The 20,121-nt window shown below is 40.2% G+C and carries 23 protein-coding genes; 6 read left to right on the forward strand and 17 right to left on the reverse strand.

What is annotated here, in order from left to right:
- Positions 1 to 35: 35 nt before the first annotated feature.
- The 3 genes from rplI to HUX68_RS12775 are packed head-to-tail and all read right to left on the reverse strand — an operon-like array spanning position 36 to position 3,429.
- Positions 36 to 482 carry a 50S ribosomal protein L9 gene (rplI, locus tag HUX68_RS12765; RefSeq protein WP_174615198.1) on the reverse strand — a complete coding sequence of 149 codons (447 nt, stop codon included), beginning with the start codon at positions 480 to 482 and terminating at the stop codon, positions 36 to 38.
- The gene (locus HUX68_RS12770; protein ID WP_174615199.1) at positions 479 to 2,452 is read right to left on the reverse strand and encodes a DHH family phosphoesterase; all 1,974 of its coding nucleotides are present in this window, start codon (positions 2,450 to 2,452) and stop codon (positions 479 to 481) included. Before HUX68_RS12770 ends, rplI begins: the two co-directional genes overlap by 4 nt.
- A 29-nt stretch (positions 2,453 to 2,481) precedes the next feature.
- Entirely contained in the window at positions 2,482 to 3,429 is a 948-nt protein-coding gene (locus tag HUX68_RS12775; protein ID WP_174615200.1) for a YybS family protein, read from the reverse strand.
- A 216-nt stretch (positions 3,430 to 3,645) separates the two neighbouring features.
- Between HUX68_RS12775 and HUX68_RS12780 the strand changes: the two genes are divergently transcribed.
- The 4 genes from HUX68_RS12780 to HUX68_RS12795 are packed head-to-tail and all read left to right on the forward strand — an operon-like array spanning position 3,646 to position 6,251.
- On the forward strand, positions 3,646 to 4,134 hold the full coding sequence (locus tag HUX68_RS12780; RefSeq protein WP_174615201.1) for a DUF1189 family protein: 489 nt from the start codon (positions 3,646 to 3,648) through the stop codon (positions 4,132 to 4,134).
- 14 nt (positions 4,135 to 4,148) lie between these two features.
- Positions 4,149 to 4,916, forward strand: coding sequence for a molybdate ABC transporter substrate-binding protein (modA, locus tag HUX68_RS12785; RefSeq protein ID WP_174615202.1), 768 nt, complete (start codon positions 4,149 to 4,151; stop codon positions 4,914 to 4,916).
- Between the two features lie 13 nt (positions 4,917 to 4,929).
- Complete coding sequence (gene modB, locus HUX68_RS12790) at positions 4,930 to 5,607, forward strand: molybdate ABC transporter permease subunit (protein WP_174615203.1); 678 nt, start codon at positions 4,930 to 4,932, stop codon at positions 5,605 to 5,607.
- 14 nt (positions 5,608 to 5,621) lie between these two features.
- Positions 5,622 to 6,251 carry an ATP-binding cassette domain-containing protein gene (locus HUX68_RS12795; protein ID WP_174615204.1) on the forward strand — a complete coding sequence of 210 codons (630 nt, stop codon included), beginning with the start codon at positions 5,622 to 5,624 and terminating at the stop codon, positions 6,249 to 6,251.
- 113 nt (positions 6,252 to 6,364) lie between these two features.
- On the opposite strand, the gene rpsR is transcribed toward HUX68_RS12795, so the two are convergent.
- The 7 genes from rpsR to HUX68_RS12830 all read right to left on the reverse strand — a co-directional run bounded on the left by rpsR (position 6,365) and on the right by HUX68_RS12830 (position 11,362).
- Positions 6,365 to 6,595, reverse strand: coding sequence for a 30S ribosomal protein S18 (rpsR, locus tag HUX68_RS12800; RefSeq protein ID WP_170840739.1), 231 nt, complete (start codon positions 6,593 to 6,595; stop codon positions 6,365 to 6,367).
- Between the two features lie 34 nt (positions 6,596 to 6,629).
- Positions 6,630 to 7,124 carry a single-stranded DNA-binding protein gene (ssb, locus tag HUX68_RS12805; RefSeq protein ID WP_174615205.1) on the reverse strand — a complete coding sequence of 165 codons (495 nt, stop codon included), beginning with the start codon at positions 7,122 to 7,124 and terminating at the stop codon, positions 6,630 to 6,632.
- A gap of 15 nt (positions 7,125 to 7,139) precedes the next feature.
- On the reverse strand, positions 7,140 to 7,430 hold the full coding sequence (gene rpsF, locus HUX68_RS12810) for a 30S ribosomal protein S6 (protein ID WP_174615206.1): 291 nt from the start codon (positions 7,428 to 7,430) through the stop codon (positions 7,140 to 7,142).
- 180 nt (positions 7,431 to 7,610) lie between these two features.
- Positions 7,611 to 8,711, reverse strand: a complete 1,101-nt coding sequence (gene ychF / locus HUX68_RS12815) for a redox-regulated ATPase YchF (RefSeq protein WP_174615207.1) — start codon at positions 8,709 to 8,711, stop codon at positions 7,611 to 7,613.
- 212 nt (positions 8,712 to 8,923) lie between these two features.
- Positions 8,924 to 9,121: a DUF951 domain-containing protein gene (locus HUX68_RS12820; RefSeq protein ID WP_174616456.1), complete on the reverse strand. Its 198-nt coding sequence runs from the start codon at positions 9,119 to 9,121 to the stop codon at positions 8,924 to 8,926.
- Positions 9,122 to 9,195: 74 nt separating this feature from the next.
- The gene (locus HUX68_RS12825; protein ID WP_343033650.1) at positions 9,196 to 10,266 is read right to left on the reverse strand and encodes a mechanosensitive ion channel family protein; all 1,071 of its coding nucleotides are present in this window, start codon (positions 10,264 to 10,266) and stop codon (positions 9,196 to 9,198) included.
- 79 nt (positions 10,267 to 10,345) lie between these two features.
- Positions 10,346 to 11,362 carry a YkvI family membrane protein gene (locus HUX68_RS12830; RefSeq protein WP_174615209.1) on the reverse strand — a complete coding sequence of 339 codons (1,017 nt, stop codon included), beginning with the start codon at positions 11,360 to 11,362 and terminating at the stop codon, positions 10,346 to 10,348.
- An 89-nt stretch (positions 11,363 to 11,451) separates the two neighbouring features.
- Here HUX68_RS12830 and yyaC point away from each other — a divergent pair, with 89 nt between their 5' ends.
- On the forward strand, positions 11,452 to 12,066 hold the full coding sequence (gene yyaC, locus HUX68_RS12835) for a spore protease YyaC (protein WP_174615210.1): 615 nt from the start codon (positions 11,452 to 11,454) through the stop codon (positions 12,064 to 12,066).
- A 244-nt stretch (positions 12,067 to 12,310) separates the two neighbouring features.
- Positions 12,311 to 13,189, forward strand: a complete 879-nt coding sequence (locus tag HUX68_RS12840) for an AraC family transcriptional regulator (protein WP_174615211.1) — start codon at positions 12,311 to 12,313, stop codon at positions 13,187 to 13,189.
- Positions 13,190 to 13,468: 279 nt separating this feature from the next.
- Here the strand turns inward: HUX68_RS12840 and HUX68_RS12845 are convergent, their stop codons facing one another.
- The 7 genes from HUX68_RS12845 to rsmG form a co-directional block, all read right to left on the reverse strand.
- The gene (locus HUX68_RS12845) at positions 13,469 to 13,924 is read right to left on the reverse strand and encodes a helix-turn-helix domain-containing protein (RefSeq protein WP_174615212.1); all 456 of its coding nucleotides are present in this window, start codon (positions 13,922 to 13,924) and stop codon (positions 13,469 to 13,471) included.
- Between the two features lie 447 nt (positions 13,925 to 14,371).
- Positions 14,372 to 15,076, reverse strand: coding sequence for a DUF554 domain-containing protein (locus tag HUX68_RS12850; RefSeq protein ID WP_174615213.1), 705 nt, complete (start codon positions 15,074 to 15,076; stop codon positions 14,372 to 14,374).
- Positions 15,077 to 15,102: 26 nt separating this feature from the next.
- Positions 15,103 to 16,257 carry an aminotransferase class V-fold PLP-dependent enzyme gene (locus HUX68_RS12855; RefSeq protein ID WP_174615214.1) on the reverse strand — a complete coding sequence of 385 codons (1,155 nt, stop codon included), beginning with the start codon at positions 16,255 to 16,257 and terminating at the stop codon, positions 15,103 to 15,105.
- Between the two features lie 167 nt (positions 16,258 to 16,424).
- A complete protein-coding gene (locus tag HUX68_RS12860) occupies positions 16,425 to 17,267 on the reverse strand; it encodes a ParB/RepB/Spo0J family partition protein (RefSeq protein WP_174615215.1) in 843 nt (280 codons plus the stop codon).
- A complete protein-coding gene (locus tag HUX68_RS12865) occupies positions 17,248 to 18,021 on the reverse strand; it encodes a ParA family protein (protein WP_174615216.1) in 774 nt (257 codons plus the stop codon). Before HUX68_RS12865 ends, HUX68_RS12860 begins: the two co-directional genes overlap by 20 nt.
- Positions 18,022 to 18,214: 193 nt before the next feature.
- A complete protein-coding gene (gene noc / locus HUX68_RS12870) occupies positions 18,215 to 19,075 on the reverse strand; it encodes a nucleoid occlusion protein (RefSeq protein WP_174615217.1) in 861 nt (286 codons plus the stop codon).
- A 321-nt stretch (positions 19,076 to 19,396) separates the two neighbouring features.
- Positions 19,397 to 20,113 (reverse strand): 16S rRNA (guanine(527)-N(7))-methyltransferase RsmG, encoded by a 717-nt coding sequence (gene rsmG, locus HUX68_RS12875; RefSeq protein ID WP_174615218.1) that lies wholly within the window; start codon positions 20,111 to 20,113, stop codon positions 19,397 to 19,399.
- Positions 20,114 to 20,121 lie beyond the last annotated feature (8 nt).

Below are 20,121 nucleotides of genomic sequence, written 5' to 3' on the forward strand. Positions count from 1 at the left end.
TTTAGAGGCTTGTTACAGATCCGTCTGAGACAGAATTACTTCTCAGAGACGTGAACTTTCATGGTACCGGTAACCTCGGGATGCAGTTTAACCGGAACATCCGTATAGCCCATCTCACGAATAGGGTTATCCAGTTCAATTTTGCGTTTGTCAATTTTGTGGCCATGTGTACTTTTCAATTCTTCCGCGATTTGTTTGCTTGTGATGGAACCGAACAACCGTCCGTTATCCCCGGATTTTGCTTTAATTTCGATCGTAGTATTGGCCAACTCTTCTTTCAATCTATTTGCTTCGTCCACTTCTTCCTGGGCTTTCTGCTTTTCTTTATTTTGTTTCGCTTCCAACGCCTTCAGATTTCCGGAGGTTGCTTCCACCGCCAGATTGTTCTTCAGTAAATAGTTCCGTGCATATCCGTCCGAAACGTTTTTCAGTTCACCTTTTTTACCTTTTCCTTTAACGTCTTTTGTAAATATTACTTTCATTCTGTTTCCCCTCCTTCAAAATACTCCTGCAATATCTCTTTTAACAATTTTTCAGCATCTTCAATCGTTGTATCCTCAATCTGGGTTGCGGCATTGGTTAAATGTCCGCCACCATTCATCTGCTCCATTATGATCTGTACATTGACATCCCCAAGGGAACGGGCACTGATACCGATTCGGTCATCATTGCGCTCGGAAATGACAAAGGATGCCGAGATGCCGCTCATTGTCAGCAAAGTATCTGCAGCCTGAGCAATTAATACTCCTCCATACACTTCGCCCGGCTTTCCTTTTGATATGGCAATCGTATCATGGAAAATCTCCGCACGTTCAATCAATCTGCTCCGCTTAATATAAATATCCAGATCTTCTTTCATGAACTGCTGGACAAGAACAGTATCTGCGCCTTTTGAACGCAAATAGGAAGCAGCATCAAATGTACGTGATCCGGTTCGCAGTGTAAAACTTTTCGTATCAACAATAATCCCGGCTAATAGGGCTGTTGCCTCAAGCATTTTCAGTTTTAATGTTTTCGGCTGGTATTCCAGCAGTTCCGTTACCAACTCTGCTGTCGATGAAGCATACGGTTCCATATATACCAGCGTAGGGTTTTCAATGAACTCCTCTGCCCGTCTGTGGTGATCAATAACGACCTTGTACTCGGATTTATTCAATAACCGTGGATTGGCAACCATGGATGGTTTGTGTGTGTCCACAACAACGACCAGACTTTTGCTCGTTATGATGGCTTCTGACTCCTCAGGGTCCACAAAATGCTGCCACAAATCGTCCTGTTCTCTTATGGCGTCAATCAACCGATAAACACCTGTATCAATATCATCCGGATCAAGTACAATGTATCCTTCCACACCATTGATTTTGGCGATGTTCAAGATACCGATAGCTGCACCAACCGAATCCATATCAGGTGACTTATGACCCATGATAATAACATTTTCACTTTCTTTTACCAGTTCTTTTAACGCATGGGAAATAACACGCGCTCTCACCCTGGTCCGCTTTTCCATCGGATTTGTTCTGCCGCCGTAAAAGCGTACTTTTCCTGAATCATCTTTTATTGCCACCTGATCACCACCGCGTCCAAGTGACAGATCCAGACTTGACTGCGCCAGCTCACCCAATGAAGGAAGCGGAACATTTCCATAACCGATACCGATACTCAACGTCAGCGGTATGTTATGTTCGGCATTCAGTCCACGAACTTCATCCAGAATATCAAACTTTGATTTCTCCAGCTGATCGAGTGTTTCTTTCGTGGAAACAGCCAGAAAACGATCCTGGGAAGTACGTTTCAAATAAATTCCATAGTCATTCGACCAACTATTCAGTACCGAAGTCACTTTTGAATTCAGCTGACTTTTCAGGGTATCGTCCATGTTCTGAGTGATTTCTTCATAGTTATCCAGAAATATTATCGATAAAACCGTTTGCTCGTTATGATAGAGTTTCTGTATTTGGGATTGTGTAGTCCGGTCAAACAGATACAGCAATCGTTCATTTTTTTTAACGACCGTCTGAAACCTGTACGATTCCAATTCCAGCCACACTTCACTGTTATCCTCTTTTATTTGTGAAATCAAGTTGTCATCCAAAATGGAAAGGGATGTACCAACAAGGGTATCGTTCTCTGCAAAGTCATTCATATATGGATTTGCCCATTCAACCACATAATCATCGTTGAATAGCACAATCCCGATCGGCATCTCCAATAATGCCTCTTCACCAACCCTTTTAATACGGTGCGAAAGGGTGGAAATATACTGTTCAGTTCGATCCCGCATGTTACGTTCCGTTCGAATGCTGTAATAAAAAGATGCAGCAAAAAGCACCGTCATAATCAGACCCAGCACCCAATAGTAATACCAAATAAACAAAAGCACGACAACAGATAACAGGTAAATCACCCATAGATGTCTGCTTAGTATTGGTTTCTTTTTCGAATCCGGCATGAAATCAGCTCCTACTGCTTTCCTCCTGCTTATTTATTGCCTTTATCCCCAATTCGGTCTCTTAATCCGAAACCTATATCAATTATACCTAATAGACGTACAAGGTAAAGAAGAAAAAATGGGAAAAAGAACGACAGTACCACACTTAAAATAGGCAGTGCCTTTGAAATATTTTTCTGATGGGCGTAAAAGAAAATAAATGAAAAACCCTGTAGTGTCATCAGTATTCCAGTAAGCCACATAATATTATTTACTGCCAAATATAACGTACCGGAAGAATCCAAATCAAAGAAAGTAATTATCAGGGATAAAAAGTAAATCCAGATCAGCGCCACCGGAAACCTTAGCGTGCGAAACGGCGGGAATGCCAATCGTTTTTGGTACAAACGGTTGATTACTTTGTATGCCACCCACTGGCTGATGAACGCAAATATGATTGCCATAATTGCCAGCCCGACCGGCAGCAAATTCGTTATCATCGATATTTGCTCTTTCACAATGTTCATTTCTTCCTCTGTCAACTGCCCGAGACCGAACTGATTCATTATGTTTTGACTCATCTGCATTGATTCGGTCAACATCGCATTTAATTCATTAATCCAGTTAACGTCAAAAATGATTTGACTGAACAGGAAGGTGAATAGCAGCCCTAATACAAAGCCAATTGATCCACGTGCCCACGTTTCATAGGCGGATAAGCCGTTATGGATTGCAGCACCAATCATTATTCCGCCTAAGCAAGTAAGAACTGTGACAGGCAGGGACAGAAAGGTTGCAAAAAGGGACGATAAGACTAAAATGGCCCCGATCATAATGGCGACTGATTTCCAATGATAACGGGCTGCATACATAATAACCGGAACAGGCAGGACAAAAGCCGCCACAAATGAGATAAATGGAACAAATAGAGCTATCAGCAGCAGAACGATATATAGTGCTGTAAGCATTGCACCATCTGTCAGTTTTTTTGAATTCATATATTGCACCTACATCTTTGAAATTTTATCATTAGTATATGATAACACGATTTCACCCTTAATTGGTGGATAAACAAATTATTTCCCGGGCAATAATTGACGAATCGTGTCTTTTCCATTAAAAGTCATGGAATCTTCATTCCCGAAAAGCGATTTTGTCGTAGTTTTCCATTATAATATAAAGCGTAAGCAATATTTTCACGAAGGATGGAACGAATGATTTTTCTACAGGCCTTTTTACATAGCATCAGGTTGCCCAGGAAACAGGCAATGTTTAAACTGAATCGCATTGGGATGGACATTACTGTCGTATATATGTTTATCCTGATATTCGTTGTATCGCTGCCTTCGTTCATAAACAGGATTACATCCGCGGACGGCCTGGGAGCAGATATGCCTTTCCTGATGCACGTTATATATTTTTTTATGTTTTACTATTTACCATTAACCATCATGCTTTTTTTGCTTATTTCAATAATTGCATATATCGGAACGCTTATTGCAAAAGCGCTGAACCGGAAAATCCGCTTTTCAATTTTGTGGAAAATGACCGCATACACCACGACTATCCCATTCCTGGTCTATACAATTGCTGCCTTGATTTTCCCTGTAGGTGATTCTTATTTATGGATTTTTATTATCTATTCCATGCTGTTTATTGTTAAAATTATTACAGTTTATCCAAGGCGAAAAACACGAAAATAGGGGTTTTGTTGGCTATGAAATATGTAAAATTGTTTTCATTTATTCTCGTATTACTATTGGCAGCCGGTTGTTCCAACAGTGCAAATGAAACAGAACATAAAATTTTCGTCTCAGCAGCAGCAAGTCTGTCCGGTCCATTGAATGAAATTGTGGATGAATTTCAAAAAAAATATCCGGATACCGTTGTTACACTGCATTTTGGTGCGTCAGGAAAACTTGCCCAGCAAATTCAACAGGGAGCACCGGTTGATGTTTTCCTGTCTGCCGATGAACGGAGAATGGACATCCTTGCAGAACAAAATATGATATTAGCTGATACACGCACCATTTTCACCAAAAACAAACTTGTGCTGATTACCAACAAAAACAGTGATGTATCCGTTGAGTCGTTAGAAGCACTTTCATCTACCAATCTCACTCAGATTACAGTCGGAAATCCGGAAAGTGTTCCTGCCGGTACATATGCCAAACAAGCGCTGCAAAACGTTGGAGTCTGGAACGAACTAAAGGGCAATTTTGTATTCGCGAAAGATGCGCGGCAGGTCCTCACCTATGTTGAATCAGGAAATACCAATTTGGGATTTGTTTATGTTTCTGACTTAAAACGATCTGATCTAGTACGAGGCATCCTCGAAGTTGATGCAGATTTATACGAACCAATCGTCTATCCGGCAGCAGTAATTTCGACCAGTGAAAACACCGAACAGGCAAAAACATTTATTTCATTTTTAAAATCCGATCAAGCTCAGTCGATATTGTCCAATGCCGGATTTGGTTCATGAAGGTGGGTATGGAATGGATTTAACACCATTATTTCTGTCATTAAAAATAGCAGGCATTGCCACGGTAATTGTACTTGTGCTCGGTGTATTTCTTGCACGAGTTGTTGCTCGCAACCAGTTTCCCGGAAAGCGTATTTTGGAATCCTGTCTGATGCTCCCCCTGGTCCTGCCTCCTACAGTAGTCGGGTTTGGACTGCTTTTTTTATTTGGAGCGAACGGGCCAATCGGCAGCTGGTTGCTGTCCTGGTTTGATTTTCAGATTGTCTTTACCTGGATTGGCGCTGTTATCGCTGCTGTTGTCGTCTCGTTCCCATTAATGTACCAGAGTGCTGCCGCTTCCTTCCAAAATTATGATCCAAATCTGGAAAATGCAGCGCTAACGATGGGGGCATCCAAATGGAAGGTTTTCTGGACCATTTCCTTCCCGCTCGCCCGGCCCGGACTAATTGCCGGACTTGTATTAACATTTGCCCGTGCCCTGGGTGAATTTGGCGCAACATTGATGATAGCCGGCTACATTCCAAATCGAACTGAAACAATACCGCTTACCATTTATTTTGCTGTCGAATCCGGCAACATGGATGCGGCTGTGTTTTGGGTGCTGAGTATCATTGCCGTTGGGTTTTGTGCAATTTTATGGCTCAATTGGTGGAACGGAAAAAATATTCTTCGGTTTTCGACTGACAAATAACAGGTGGGTTGATAATGCTGACATTGGACATTACCAAAAAGCTGAAAGACTTAACAATTGAGGTTTCTTTCAATATTCACGGGGAAATCGCCGTCCTGTTTGGACCATCCGGAGCAGGAAAAACAACCATTTTGAACTGCATTTCCGGTCTGTCCAACCCTGATTCAGGCCGTATTATACTGAACGATCGAATTCTTTTCCAGGATCAGGTAAAACCACTTGCTGTGCAGAAAAGAAATATCGGGTATCTGTTCCAGGACTACGCGCTTTTTCCGCATATGACGATTGAACAAAACATTAAATATGGGATGAAAGATGAAACGCTTATGCGTCAACTCGTGGAAGTTGTCGGCATCCGGCATTTGCTGGGGAGCTATCCGCATCAGATCTCCGGCGGCGAAAAACAGCGTTCAGCACTTGTCCGGGCACTTGCAACACAACCGGACGCATTGCTGCTGGACGAGCCATTTTCTTCACTTGATGATAAAACAAAGGAAGAATGTCAAAAAGAGCTGCTGCGTCTCCATTCGCTTTGGAAAATCCCTATTATTCTGGTCACACACGATCATGATGAAGCTGTAAAGCTGGGAAATCGGATTTTGCAGATTGAGGAAGGAAAAATAATGAATAATCAGTTAAAATAGCAAACATTTCACACGGTACATGTAGAGAGTCAGCTTTGGTCTGTTACGGTGTAGGCAGTCTGACGTTATAAACTATAGCAAAAGCGGAAGCATACTTGCTTCCGCTTTCCTTATTACTCAGCCACATATGGCAATAATGCCATCTGACGAGCACGTTTAATAGCTTTTGTTAGTTTACGCTGATACTTTGCAGAAGTTCCAGTTACACGACGAGGAAGAATCTTTCCACGCTCAGAAATGAAACGTCTTAGCAAATCAACATCTTTATAGTCAATGTGTGTAATTCCGTTTGCTGTGAAATAACACACTTTACGACGCTTTGCACGACCGCGACGAGCTGCCATGATTAACCCTCCTTCAAGTTATATCCATTCTTGATCAGAATGGCAAATCATCATCTGATATATCGATAGGCTCTCCGTTATTTTTAAACGGGTCCTCTTCGTTTTGATTTTGGTTCTGGTTTTGGTTCTGGTTTTGGTTCATCCGGTTCTGATTCTGGTTTTGATTTTGCTGGAATCCTGATGACTGCTGTCCTCTGCTTTGCGAGGAACCTTTTGTTTCCAGAAATTGAACACTGTCTGCGACAACTTCTGTTACAAATACAGTTTTACCATCCTGTCCTTCAAATGTCCGTGTTTGTATACGTCCATCAACACCTATCATACTGCCTTTTTTCATATAGTTCGCAAGGTTTTCAGCCGGTCGGCGCCAGACAACACAATTAATGAAGTCTGCGTCACGGTTTCCCTGCTGATTGGAAAAAGGACGATTGACTGCTACGGTAAAGTTGGCTACTGCCACTCCGTTCGGTGTATAACGTAAATCAGGATCCTTCGTTAATCTGCCGACAAGTACGACACGATTCAACATCAGAACCACCCCTTATTATTGATCATCTTCTCGAATTGCCATATTACGAATAATATCGTCAGAGAACTTAGCAAGACGATCAAACTCGTTGATAGCTTTTTCATCACCGCTAAAGTTAATGACTACATAATATCCATCACGGTAATCATTGATTTCATAAGCAAGACGTTTCTTGCCTTTTTCATCAACTTTTTCAATCTCCGCTCCGTTGTCAGTCAATACGTTGTTGAAACGCTCAACCAAAGCTGTTTGAGCTTCTTCTTCGATATCCGGGCGGACGATGTACATGATTTCGTATTTTCTCATCCGTTGCACCTCCTTTTGGTCTTAGCGGCCCCATTTTTATGCCGGCTCAGCGTAATGGCTGTCCATTATCTATAAGCCTGCACGTCATGAAGCAAGGAGTAATCTATTTTCATTACTCACGATAGTGTATTATACCAAATCTTATTTTAAAAAACAACCATTCGAGGGATCCTTTTTACGCTATACATTAAACCGGAAATGGATAACATCGCCATCCAAGACGATATATTCTTTTCCTTCCAGACGAACCTTGCCATTTTCCCGTGCCTTGGCCATCCCCTGTGCGTCCATAAGGTCGTCATAGGAGACGGTTTCGGCACGGATAAAACCTTTTTCAAAATCAGTGTGTATAATTCCGGCAGCCTGTGGTGCCTTGATGCCTTTACGAAAAGTCCAGGCACGTACTTCCGGCTCGCCGGCGGTAAAATAAGTTGCCAGTCCAAGCAAATTGTACGAAGCTTTAATCAATTTATCCAGTCCTGATTCATTAATGCCGAGATCCTCCAGGAATTCTTCTTTTTCTTCCTGTTCCAATTCGGCAATTTCTTCTTCAATTTTGGCACAGACGACGATTACTTCGGCATTTTCGTTTGCAGCATATTCTTTTACCTTTTGCACATTTTCATTTCCGTCGGGATCAGCCACTTCTTCCTCACTGACATTTGCCACATACAATGTAGGCTTGCTTGTCAATAAATGAAGACCTTTCACCACTTTCCACTGCTCTTCGGAAAATTCCAATGCCCTTACAGGCTGGTCGTTTTCAAGGCCTTCCTTCAGCGTTAAAAGAATATTCTGTTCCGCAACTGCTTCCTTATCTTTCTGTCTGGCCATTTTTTCAACTCGCTGCAGACGCTTATTGACGGTTTCCAGGTCGGCAAGAATCAGCTCCAGATTAATGATTTCGATATCATCAATCGGATCAATTTTACCTGATACGTGGGTAATATTATCATCCCGAAAACACCGCACTACCTGGCAAATCGCATCAACCTGTCGAATATGGGATAAAAACTGATTCCCAAGTCCTTCCCCTTTACTTGCACCTTTCACGATTCCGGCAATATCAGTAAATTCAAAAGCCGTTGGAACCGTCTTTTTTGGGTGATACATTTCTGTTAATTTATTCAAGCGATTGTCCGGAACTTCGACAATTCCAACATTCGGGTCAATCGTGGCAAATGGATAGTTTGCCGCTTCTGCCCCAGCCTGTGTAATTGCATTAAACAACGTTGATTTCCCAACGTTCGGAAGCCCGACAATTCCTGCTGTTAAAGACATTCAACTTTCACTCCTTAAGGGTTGCCATTCATATGAACGCTTCAGTCATACCAATTATAGATACAACCAAATAAATTGACAAGTTATCAAAAAACAAAAATGGGCAACAAAAGTCACCCATTTTTGCCTTTTACCCTATTATTTTTAATTTTTCTATCTCTATATAGCTCTATAATACTATTTTTTGGACACTTTAGTCAATTTTAACCAATTTATTTTTCGGCTTTTTCAAGGACTTTTTTCATTTTCCTCGTAAATTCTTTGCGCGGCAGCATAACACTGTGACTGCATCCAAGGCATTTTATCCGTATATCCATTCCCATGCGGATAATCTGCCAGCGGTTTTCTCCGCACGGATGCTGTTTTTTCATTTGTACAACATCATTCAGTCCGAATTCCTTATCAACCATTCTATCCATACCTCGCTTTCCATTATGGACAACCTCTGCGTTTGATCAAATGCCCAGGTGCAACGTTTCCCACATTATTCTGCACCATCCCCATCTGTTCCGATATCACGTCTGTCAGGTTTCCATCTTCCTGACTCTGTTTTCTTACCCGATAGTTGGCTATCCGAATCATCCTCTGATTGATTCTCACTTTTACTTGCAGCAGTTTGTTTTAAACTGTCATGTTCGTACGGCAAGTCAGCCTGTTTACTCTTGTCGTGTTCGGCTTCCATCGATGTTGGCTGCTGATTTCTTGTGTACATAACAAGACGTGGCGCAGGAATTTGAATTCCTTCGTTATATAGACGCTCTTTCACTTCTTTCCGGATAATCCGGGCACCTGCCCATTGATAAACAGGAAGCGTATCCGCAATGACACGAATAACATAATGAGAAACATCTAACGTCTGTACACCGTGTATGATTGGTGTATTGACAATCTCTTCATATTTGTCCGGAAGACCCTGAATGACATCTTCTATAATTTCTTCGGCCACTGTAACATCACTTTCATATGGCACATTTATGTCAATAACGGCCAATCCATTATAGATGGAATAATTGGTTACCTGTGTAATATTGCCATTCGGCACGACATTCAATTCACCTGTCCAGCTTTGGATTTTGCTGGTCCGCAAGCCAATCTCCTCAACGGTGCCTTCCACTCCTGATGCAATGATGTAGTCCCCAACTGAAAACTGATCCTCAAAAATAATGAAGAAACCTGATATGACATCTTTGACAAGGCTTTGTGCACCAAAACCAATAGCAAGGCCCGCAACTCCAGCACCAGCGAGAAGTGCACCGACTTCAAATTTGAATACGCCATCCAATATCATGATAAATGCTGTAAAATAAACCGTATATTTAAGTGTATTGGTAATTAGTTTCTCAAGTGTTTTTTCTCTTCGTTCTGAAATACGAAGTGGGCCCTGTCTACGGCCTTCGAATAGATGATCAACTAGTTTTGACCCAATCCGTATTACCAATACAGCAACAACTATAATTACAATTATTTCAACAATGCCCTGGAAAATCGTAGTCCAGAATTCGGGACCAGTTACATAATCCCATAAGTTTGTAACCCTATCACTGAAATAGTCCACATACATCCCCCCGACAAACGAATACTTAAATTTAATTGTACATTACTATTAACTCCAATAAAAGGAATGCGCTGATCGTTCAACCCTTTTTATTCCAAACAGGATAAAGTAATAATCTTGTCAGCACATATAAATTTAAAATTCCATATACAGGATAAATATAGCTTATTAACGCGGAAAAGCCAAGGGTTGTCAATGGAATCATCAAAACCAATATGACAGAAGCCAGCAACCATACAGGACTATTATGCCATATCGTTTTCAACCTGGAAACAATGCCAAGTACTCCTGCTGCAGCGGTGGTAAAAATCGCAAACCATAGCATGATTGACATGAATATCAGCATACCAAACGGATAATGTTTTAATATTGCAAATAATGGAATTTCATACAAAAGCAGTTCGTCCGCTATTTGAATCAGGCTGCTGTTATATATATAAGAGATAACCCCAAGCAAAAGCCCGCTTCCGAGTGAAGCAATCCATATCTCCTGTTTAGATTTTACCTTACTGCCAATTGCGCCCAGTACAGCAATTAACGGCAGAATATTCAATGCAGTAAACGGAAATGCAGCGGTCCAATTCCTCTGTTCATGCCAATTTGGAGATAAATTCAGATTTTGATCCAACGTAAATAACAGCAAAATAAACAAAAGCCCGCCAAGCAGCAACGGCAAAATGAGTTGATTAATCGCCAACAGACCGCTAATATCCTTCATAAACAATACAATCAGCGCGATTACAATGAAAAAGACACCCCACCAATACGAGAAACGAAATGCCTGTCCGGTCGCACCACTGCCCGCTATCATGACAACAGTCGTAGTAAATAAGTATAAAAATATCATAACATCATAGACCTGCGTTAATTTTGAACCAACGATTATTTTTAACACGGGTAAATAATCAGTTGATTTTTTTTCATAGCTGATTTTCATAATAACCAGACAGCAAATAGAGAAAAAAATCATAAACAATATGATAGCAAGTCCACTTTCATGGCCAAAAAATTGCCATAACTCTCTCCCGGAAGCATAACCTGCCCCAATTGTTGTACCGATAATTAAGAACATCCATTTCAGACCAGCATTCCACATTGCATTTCCTCCATTATTTTCATGTATTTAGGTATAGAACGAAAATTATATCCGTATACTTATACCAATATGTTTCTGGAGGATAAGCTATGAATCTTATAAACCGTTTTGATTCAAAAAATAATAAACTTCAATTGCTTCACACCAATCCTTTTCTGTTGAAAAAAATGAGCCAAAAAATTATTTCCCTAATGCCTGAATCAATGGAGGACTGTCTTGTCGTCTGTATTGGAACAGACCGCTCAACCGGTGATGCACTTGGTCCGCTGACGGGCTCCTATTTAGCGGAACAGCAAATGGGATCTTTTACCGTTTATGGCACACTGAATAATCCTGTTCATGCATTGAATCTGGAAGACTATTTAACCCTGATAAACAAGCAGCACCATAACCCGTTTATTATTGCTGTCGATGCCTCCCTTGGAAAAACGGCAAAGGTTGGCAGTATTATATTGGATAAAGGGCCACTGCGTCCGGGAGCGGCGGTGAACAAAGATTTACCGCCTGTCGGAGATATTCATATCACAGGAGTTGTCAATATGAGCGGATTTATGGAGTATTCCATTCTGCAAAATACACGGCTTTCTGTCGTAGTGGAAATAGCCAAAAAAACGGCTGAAGTCCTGCACTTGGTGGATCAAAAATTAACAGCCGGTGCATTGCCCAAAACACGAATTGCTGCAACGAAAAGAACATTACTGTGATGTTGCCTATTGTATTGCTTGCTTATCCGAAATGATTTTTTATTTATAACAGCGCAGCCCTGAAGCCGCATTTTTGAGCGTAAAATGCGGTTTTTTTAGTGTATCTATTTAACGGGTAGCCTTAAACAGTGACTGACCGTTTGTTATCCTTTATGAAACACAACCCCCGACAAATTCCGTATATAAAATATCGAGTACATTATTCATTTTAACGATAGTATGTAGTTGTGGAGGAGGGAAATGCATGTTACAAAAATTAAATCACTTAATGGATTACATCGAAACACATTTAACAGAAGAAATCTCCGGAAAAACGATATCAAAAATTGCAGGAATATCCGATTATCACTTTAAACGAATGTTTTCGTACATGGCAGGAATGTCATTGAATGAGTATATCAAAAACAGGAGATTATCCGTTGCGAATGTTGAATTAATAAACGGAGCCAAAGTGACAGATGTTGCCTATAAGTATGGCTATCAATCCATCGAAGGGTTTTCAAGAGCTTTTCGTGAATGGAGTGGTTTTTTACCATCAGAAGTAATGAAAAACAACATTCAAAAATCATTTCCCAAATTTACTTTCATTATTGATATACGAGGAGGAGTATCTATGGAATTCAAAATTGAAAAGAAGGAAAAGTTTAATATCGTTGGTGTATCGAAAAGGGTTCCCATTCAATTCGAGGGCGAAAATAATGCTATCATTGAATTAGCTCAGTCCATAACCGAACAACAACGAAATGAAATGCATCAATTAGCCGATTTATATCCTCATCAAGTCCTAAATGTATCATATGATTTTGATGATGGATACCTGGAAGAAAAAGGTTTCCTGACGCATATGATTGGGTTTGCTACTACAAAAGAAAATCCATTCGATGATCTGGAGCAAATTACCATTGATAAAAGTTTGTGGGCAATCTTCCCTAACAGAGGGCCCTTCCCCACTACACTTCAGGAAACTTTCGCAAAAACATATTCCGAATGGCTGCCTTCTTCCAATTATGAAGTAGCAGATATGCCCGGGATTTCTTTTACAAATCACACTAGTATTTCGAAAAATGTATATAGCGAAATTTGGATGCCAGTAAAAGAAAAAGGCAGCGATAAGCTTAAATGATAGAAGTGATATTCCGTTAAATTTTCATTTCCAATTGGACCAGTCAGCAGGTATTGACTGGTCTTTTTAATATCGGAGAACAATGGAGTCATCGCTTGTTATGGCCATGATGCCCCATAAACCCGGAAATGTTAAACCTGTTTCTTATCTGACCAGCATACTGACGATAAGGCGCTACTTATACAGTTTAGCGCCCCCAGCTTTATAACTGTTGCGCCTTTTTCAAAGCAAAAAATCCCAGGTTTTTATCAGGGGGGAGAATCATTGCCCCCCTCTTCATTAATCAACATATTTATTTTTAAACTGATCGGAACCAATACCGCCAACTATCATTAAAGCTAATGGTAAAAAATTTGATATAATTTTTGGTACACCCTCTGGAATCATAATACCTGTACTAACAAAATGATGCAGGCCAAGAATAATCAACTTTACGACTAATAGAAATACGCCCAATAAAAACACACTATCAAAGAATGCTTTCCATTTCGGATGCGCCAGTTTTTTACTATCCCAAATAACTTTTTCTTTCAATTCTTTGTCACTCCTTAACAATTCATCTATTGTGATACCGAATAGATCACTCAATTCAATGATCACTTCGATACTGGGATAATTCTTGCCAATTTCCCATTTTGAGACCGACTGACGACTAACATGGATTTTTTCAGCGAGGTATGTTTGTGACCACCCTCTTTTTTCTCGTTCTTTTTTTAACCGTTCACCAAAATACATGTTAATCATCGCCTTTCTTTTTTTCCATTATTGGCAGAGTGAATAGTTTAAGTAAAGATAGTAATAGGCGCACCAAGGCGCAACCTGTCGTTGCCCCTCCATTATTGCTTCCTTTTCGGCAATCCTTCTTTTTATATTAGGGATTAATTAAAAGTATAAATCCTTATTATTTTCAGATAATTCCATGAAATATTCTGCATCTTATTATACATTTTAGGATTTTTCCCAAAATGCTCCCGATATTATACCTTCCCCTAAGTGTTTTACCCTATTACTAATGTAACTTTATTTCCTTCACATTCTTTATTCAGATACCTTTCACAGGGATCTTCATCAAACTGGTTCAATCGTTGAACACCTCTTATATAATAAATCGACGGATAAAAATATTGCCACTCAACATGCACACCAATCGTGAATTTGAGCAGCAATATTCGAAAAGACTTCTTAAAAAAGCAAATATATATAATAAACAAACCCGACAGTAAACAATGAAGGCAGTAAGTTGCCGACACGGATTTGAACAATCTTCAGGAGATTCAAACCGATCGCGACAATTAACAGCCCGCCTACTGCGGTTATTTCTGTAATAAGACCATTCAGAAATGACTCCGGAAGCAGTTGTTCAATTTGCGTGGCCAACAATGCAATTGAACCCTGGTAAAGAACAACTGGAACTACGGAAAAAATGACACCAAAACCCAGCGTTGTTGTTAAAACCAACGCAACAAATCCATCAATGATGCCTTTCGTTATCAGTATTTCATGATCGCCACGTAAGCCACTGTCCAGCGCGCCAATGACCGACATGGCCCCGATAACAAATATTAAGGAAGCGGTAATGAATCCCTGGGAGACACTGAAGTCGTCATCTGTCGTTGAAAATTGTGAGCCAATCCAGGCACCCAGGCGGTTCAGTCCTTCTTCCACATGGATAAGTTCCCCTATTATTGCTCCTGTCAATAAACTGAGCAGGACAACAATAATAACTTCTGTTGAAAAAGCCATTTGCATCCCGATCAGAATAACGGCCAATCCGATTCCATGCATTACCGTTTCTTTATAACGTTCCGGTATCTTCGTAAAAATCAACCCAAGCAAGCTTCCTGCGATAATACAGGCACCATTCACTAATGTTCCATATAAGACCATTACAACATCTCCAATTATTCTGTGATTTATAACTGCTCATAAGCTGCAACTATTTCACTGACTGCTTTTAAAAATGTATTTACTTCTGCATCGGTATTATATATCCCCAAGCTTGCCCGCACTGCTCCCCGCTCCATTGTATCCAGCGACTCATGTCCAAGCGGACTGCAATGAAGACCGGCGCGTACCGCAATATCATAGTGTGAATCCAATATCATGGCCATTTCCTGTGAAGAGATATTTCGTACATTAAAGGTTACAATCGGCATTCGTGGTTGATGTTCATCAGGACCATAGCAGGTAATTCCCGGTATAGTTTTAAGTCCAGTTAACAGCTTTTTTGCCAGCAATGTTTCACGTGGAACATTTTCATTTTGTCTTTTTTCAAATTGTTTCATCGCAGCATTCAGACCAGCGATCCCCGGTGTGTTCAGTGTCCCGCTTTCGTATTTTTCGGGCCATTGATCTGGTTGTCCAACCGATTCGGAATGTGCTCCTGTTCCACCATGGTGAATCGGTTCAAGCTGGATATTCCCTTCAACCAGAAGCATCCCTGTTCCCTGAGGTCCAAGTAATCCCTTATGACCAGAAAAAACCAGCATATCGATTCCCTGTGCCGTCATATTTATTTCTGTATGTCCGGCGGTCTGCGAACCATCAACCAGCGTTATGATGGAATTCTTGTGTGCAAGCTCCGCAACTTCTTCAATCGGGAGAATTGCACCGGTTAAATTTGATGCATGTGTCATCGCAATCAGTTTTGTATTTGAGGATATCGCACTTTTTACATTATGTATAAATTGATTACTGTCTTCTTCCCACTTAATATATGTCACGACGATCCCTTTTTGTTTTTTTAAATACTCCAACGGTCTTCTGATGGAGTTATGTTCAAAAGAAGAAGCGATGACATGATCCCCTGCCTCCAATGGATAACCTTTAATCGCCTGATTCAGGGCAACTGTGGCATTCGGATAAAACAGCGCTTTTTTGGGATCTGTGCAACCGAATACACGACTTGCTCTTTCCCGGGTTTCCTGAATCAGATTTGCAGCATCTCTCGCTAATTTATGGCTCCCTCTGCCCGGGTTTGCACCTGCTTCATTTAAAGCGTACACCATCGCCTCCCCTACTTCCGGTGGTTTTGGAAACGATGAAGCGGCCTGATCAAAGTAAATCATCTACCTTTTCCCCCTTTCAATTAAAATGAAAAACTTGCCACCTGCCGCGTTTTACAGCGAATACCAATATATTTATTAGTATTGTCTTCCATAACGTATCGTTATTAAAAAAGACTGACAGCATCACGCGGCTAATCAGTCAGTTGTTATTTTAATCGTTGAACTGTTTATTTCTCCAACGTCGTTAATATCCGTTCGAGATCATCATTCGAATAAAACTCTATTTCAATCTTTCCTTTTCGTTTTCCGCGATTAATAGATACAGCAGTACCCAAACGATCCCGAAGAACTGTCTCACGTTCCTTGATGAACACATCTTTCTCAGGCTTTTTCTTCTTCTTTGTCTGTTTTCCCTTTTCATTTAACTGTACAATCAGCTGTTCAACTTGTCGTACATTCAATTTCTCGCTTCGTATTTTATCAACGAACGGCATGATTTTATCCGTATCCTTGATTCCCAGCAATGCACGACCATGCCCCATTGAAAGCTCCCCATTATTAATATAGGCAATCGCCTGATCAGGCAATGATAATAAGCGAACAATATTGGCAATATGGGATCTGCTTTTGCCAAGACGTTTTGACAATTCGTCTTGAGTAATTTCCAATTCATTCATCAAATTGGAATATGCATAAGCTTCCTCTATTGGCGTTAAATCTTCCCGCTGCAGATTTTCCAGCAGCGCCACTTCCATCATTTTTTCGTCAGTAAGCTCTTTGACAACCGCTGGAATCACATCCAGACCAGCTTCTTTCGCAGCACGAAAACGGCGTTCACCAACGACAATTTCATAACCTTTAATACTCTTTCGTACGATTAGCGGCTGAATAATGCCGTATTGCAAGATAGATTCTTTTAATTCCTCAATTGCATCCGCATGAAATGTCTTTCTAGGCTGATAAGGATTCGGACGGCAATCTTTGACAGGAATCTCTTGAATCATGTCATCTGTCTTTTCTTCAATTTCAGGGAAAAAAGCATCTAAACCTTTACCTAACCCTTTCGCCACTGCTCATCACTTCCTTCGCTAATTCAAGATAGACCTCTGCACCTTTCGATTTCGGGTCATACGTAATAATTGGCTGACCATGACTTGGGGCTTCACCCAAGCGAACATTTCTCGGAATAACAGATTTATAGACTTTATCCTGAAAATATTTTTTGACCTCTTCGATCACCTGAACACCAAGGTTTGTACGGGCATCGAGCATTGTCAACAGTACACCTTCAATCATCAGCTGTTTGTTTAAATGTTTCTGAACGAGTCTGATTGTATTTAAAAGCTGACTCAAACCTTCCAATGCATAATATTCGCATTGTACCGGAATCATGACGGTATCCGATGAGGACAACGCATTAATTGTCAATAATCCCAGCGACGGAGGGCAATCGATAATAATATAATCATAGTTATCTTTCAAATCCTCCAATGACTTTTTCAATCGAATTTCTCTTGAAATAGTCGGAACAAGCTCAATTTCTGCCCCTGCAAGTTGGATTGTTGCTGGAATAATATCGAGATTTTTTGTATTAGTAGGTACACAAACGTTTTCTGCCGGTAAATCCTCAACCAGAACATTATAAATACACTGATCCATGTCAGCTTTGTTAATACCAACACCGCTTGTGGCATTTCCCTGTGGATCAATATCTACAAGCAGCACCTTATTATTGAAATGTGCCAATCCTGCGCTCAAGTTTACCGATGATGTTGTTTTTCCTACGCCACCCTTCTGATTTGCAATGGCCATAATTTTTCCCATGCTGTCACCCACCTAAACTCTATACGTTTTATTTTACCACTTTTTTTGTCGGAATACCTCTTATTCATGGTTATTGTTAGAAAAAAGTAATCTTCATTCAGTGGTCATTATCGTAATAAGCGGAATGAAAAGCCACTCATCCTTCCAGCAAAGATGAATGGCTTTTTAATTCCGATATGAAAGCTAAAATATATCATTTCTTTTTAGGTATTTTTATCGTGATCTGATAAAAATCGTCTTCGTCCTTCTCGTCCGATTCTACATCAATTCCTGTTTTAGAGACCATATTCAATGACTGACGAATCGTATTCATCGCAATCCGGATGTCTTTATTAACACCCTTCAGTTTTGGCTTCTTTTTTGCAGGTTTTTCTTTCGGTTTATCAAGCATTTCAATATATTCTTCCGTTTGTTTCACATTCAATTGTTTTTCCAAAATTGCGTTCAAAACTTCACGCTGCTTGTCCTGATCACTAACCTTAATTAATGCCCGTGCATGTCTTTCGGTAATTTCCTTATCCAGCACAGCCTGCTGGACTTCTACCGGAAGTTTTAATAATCGCAGTTTGTTTGCTATTGTTGACTGATTTTTACCAAGACGCTGGGCTAATGCTTCCTGAGTCAGTTCATGAAGTTCCAACAAACTTTCATATGCCTGCGCTTCTTCAATAACAGTCAGTTCTTCACGCTGCAGATTTTCAATCAAAGCGACCGAAGCTGTTTCCGCATCAGACATTTCCCGAATAATCGCCGGTATTTTCGTCCACTCGAGTGATTGTACCGCCCGCCATCTTCGTTCACCGGCAATAATTTCATATGCTTCTTTATCACCCAATTTGCGAACAATTATTGGCTGAATCATACCGTGTGTATGTATTGTTTGGGCCAGTTCGTTTATTTTTTCCTCATTAAAAATAGACCTTGGCTGAAATCTGTTAGGTTCAATCTTTTCAACAGGAAGTTGTTCGACTTCATTCGGGTTATATGAATCTTCCTTTTGGTTGGAATTAGATTTATCCCCCAGACCAAATATTCGATTAAAAGGACTTGCCATAATCAAGCACCACCTTTAACTCGTACATCAATGACGATCGCTACTGCTAAATTGTTCCACGTGAAACATTGTATTTTTTAGCAATTTAGAAAGTATAAACACTTTCTAACTGCAAAAGTGCAACTGAGGACATTCACCATAAAGCTTGACTTTAGAGCATAAGGGTTTCCAAGAAAGCAAAATACTTTCATAAGAATCCTTTTTAACGAATGCCACGTTTACTAATAATTAAACAACCATACTAATCTATAATCCTATTTTATCATATGTACACATGAATGAGTATGTATTTAAAAAATAATATCTGGTCTTTCTGCCCCTTTATTCAATTGGATCTTTGTTCGGAAGTCCAGGTTTACGCGGATATTTTTTAGGTGTCTTACGTTTTTTATCTATGATAATAATAGAACGTTCACTTTCTTCCATTGGCAATGTAAACGTATGAAATGCATTCATTTTTCCACCAAGGATTTCAATTGCCGTCTCAGCACCTTTTAATTCAGCTTCAGCCTGTGCCCCCTTCATGGCAATAAATACGCCATCCTTTTTGGTCAGTGGCAGACATAATTCACTTAATACAGACATTCGGGCAACTGCTCTTGCTGTGACGATATCAAATGTTTCCCTGAATTTTTCACTTTTTCCAAATGTTTCCGCTCGGTCGTGATAAAATGCCACATTTTCAAGATCCAATTGCACTGCAAGCTGATTTAGAAAATTAATCCGTTTCTTCAATGAATCGACAATCGTAACACGCAAATGTGGAAAACATATTTTGAGTGGGATGCTCGGGAACCCGGCCCCGGCACCCACATCACAAATATGTGCAGTGTGCGAAAAGTCATGATGAAATGCAGCTGTAATGGAATCATAGAAATGTTTTAAATATACATCTTCCCTGCTTTTCAATGAGGTTAGATTAATTTTTTCATTCCATTCTATAAGTGTTTCAAAATAACGGTTAAATTGCTCCAGCTGGGTTTCGTTTAAATCGATACCATGCTGACGCAATGCCTCGGTAAATCGTTCTGGATTCATACAAAGAA

This window comes from Virgibacillus ihumii (assembly GCF_902726655.1).
In the GTDB taxonomy this organism is placed as follows: domain Bacteria; phylum Bacillota; class Bacilli; order Bacillales; family Amphibacillaceae; genus Lentibacillus; species Lentibacillus ihumii.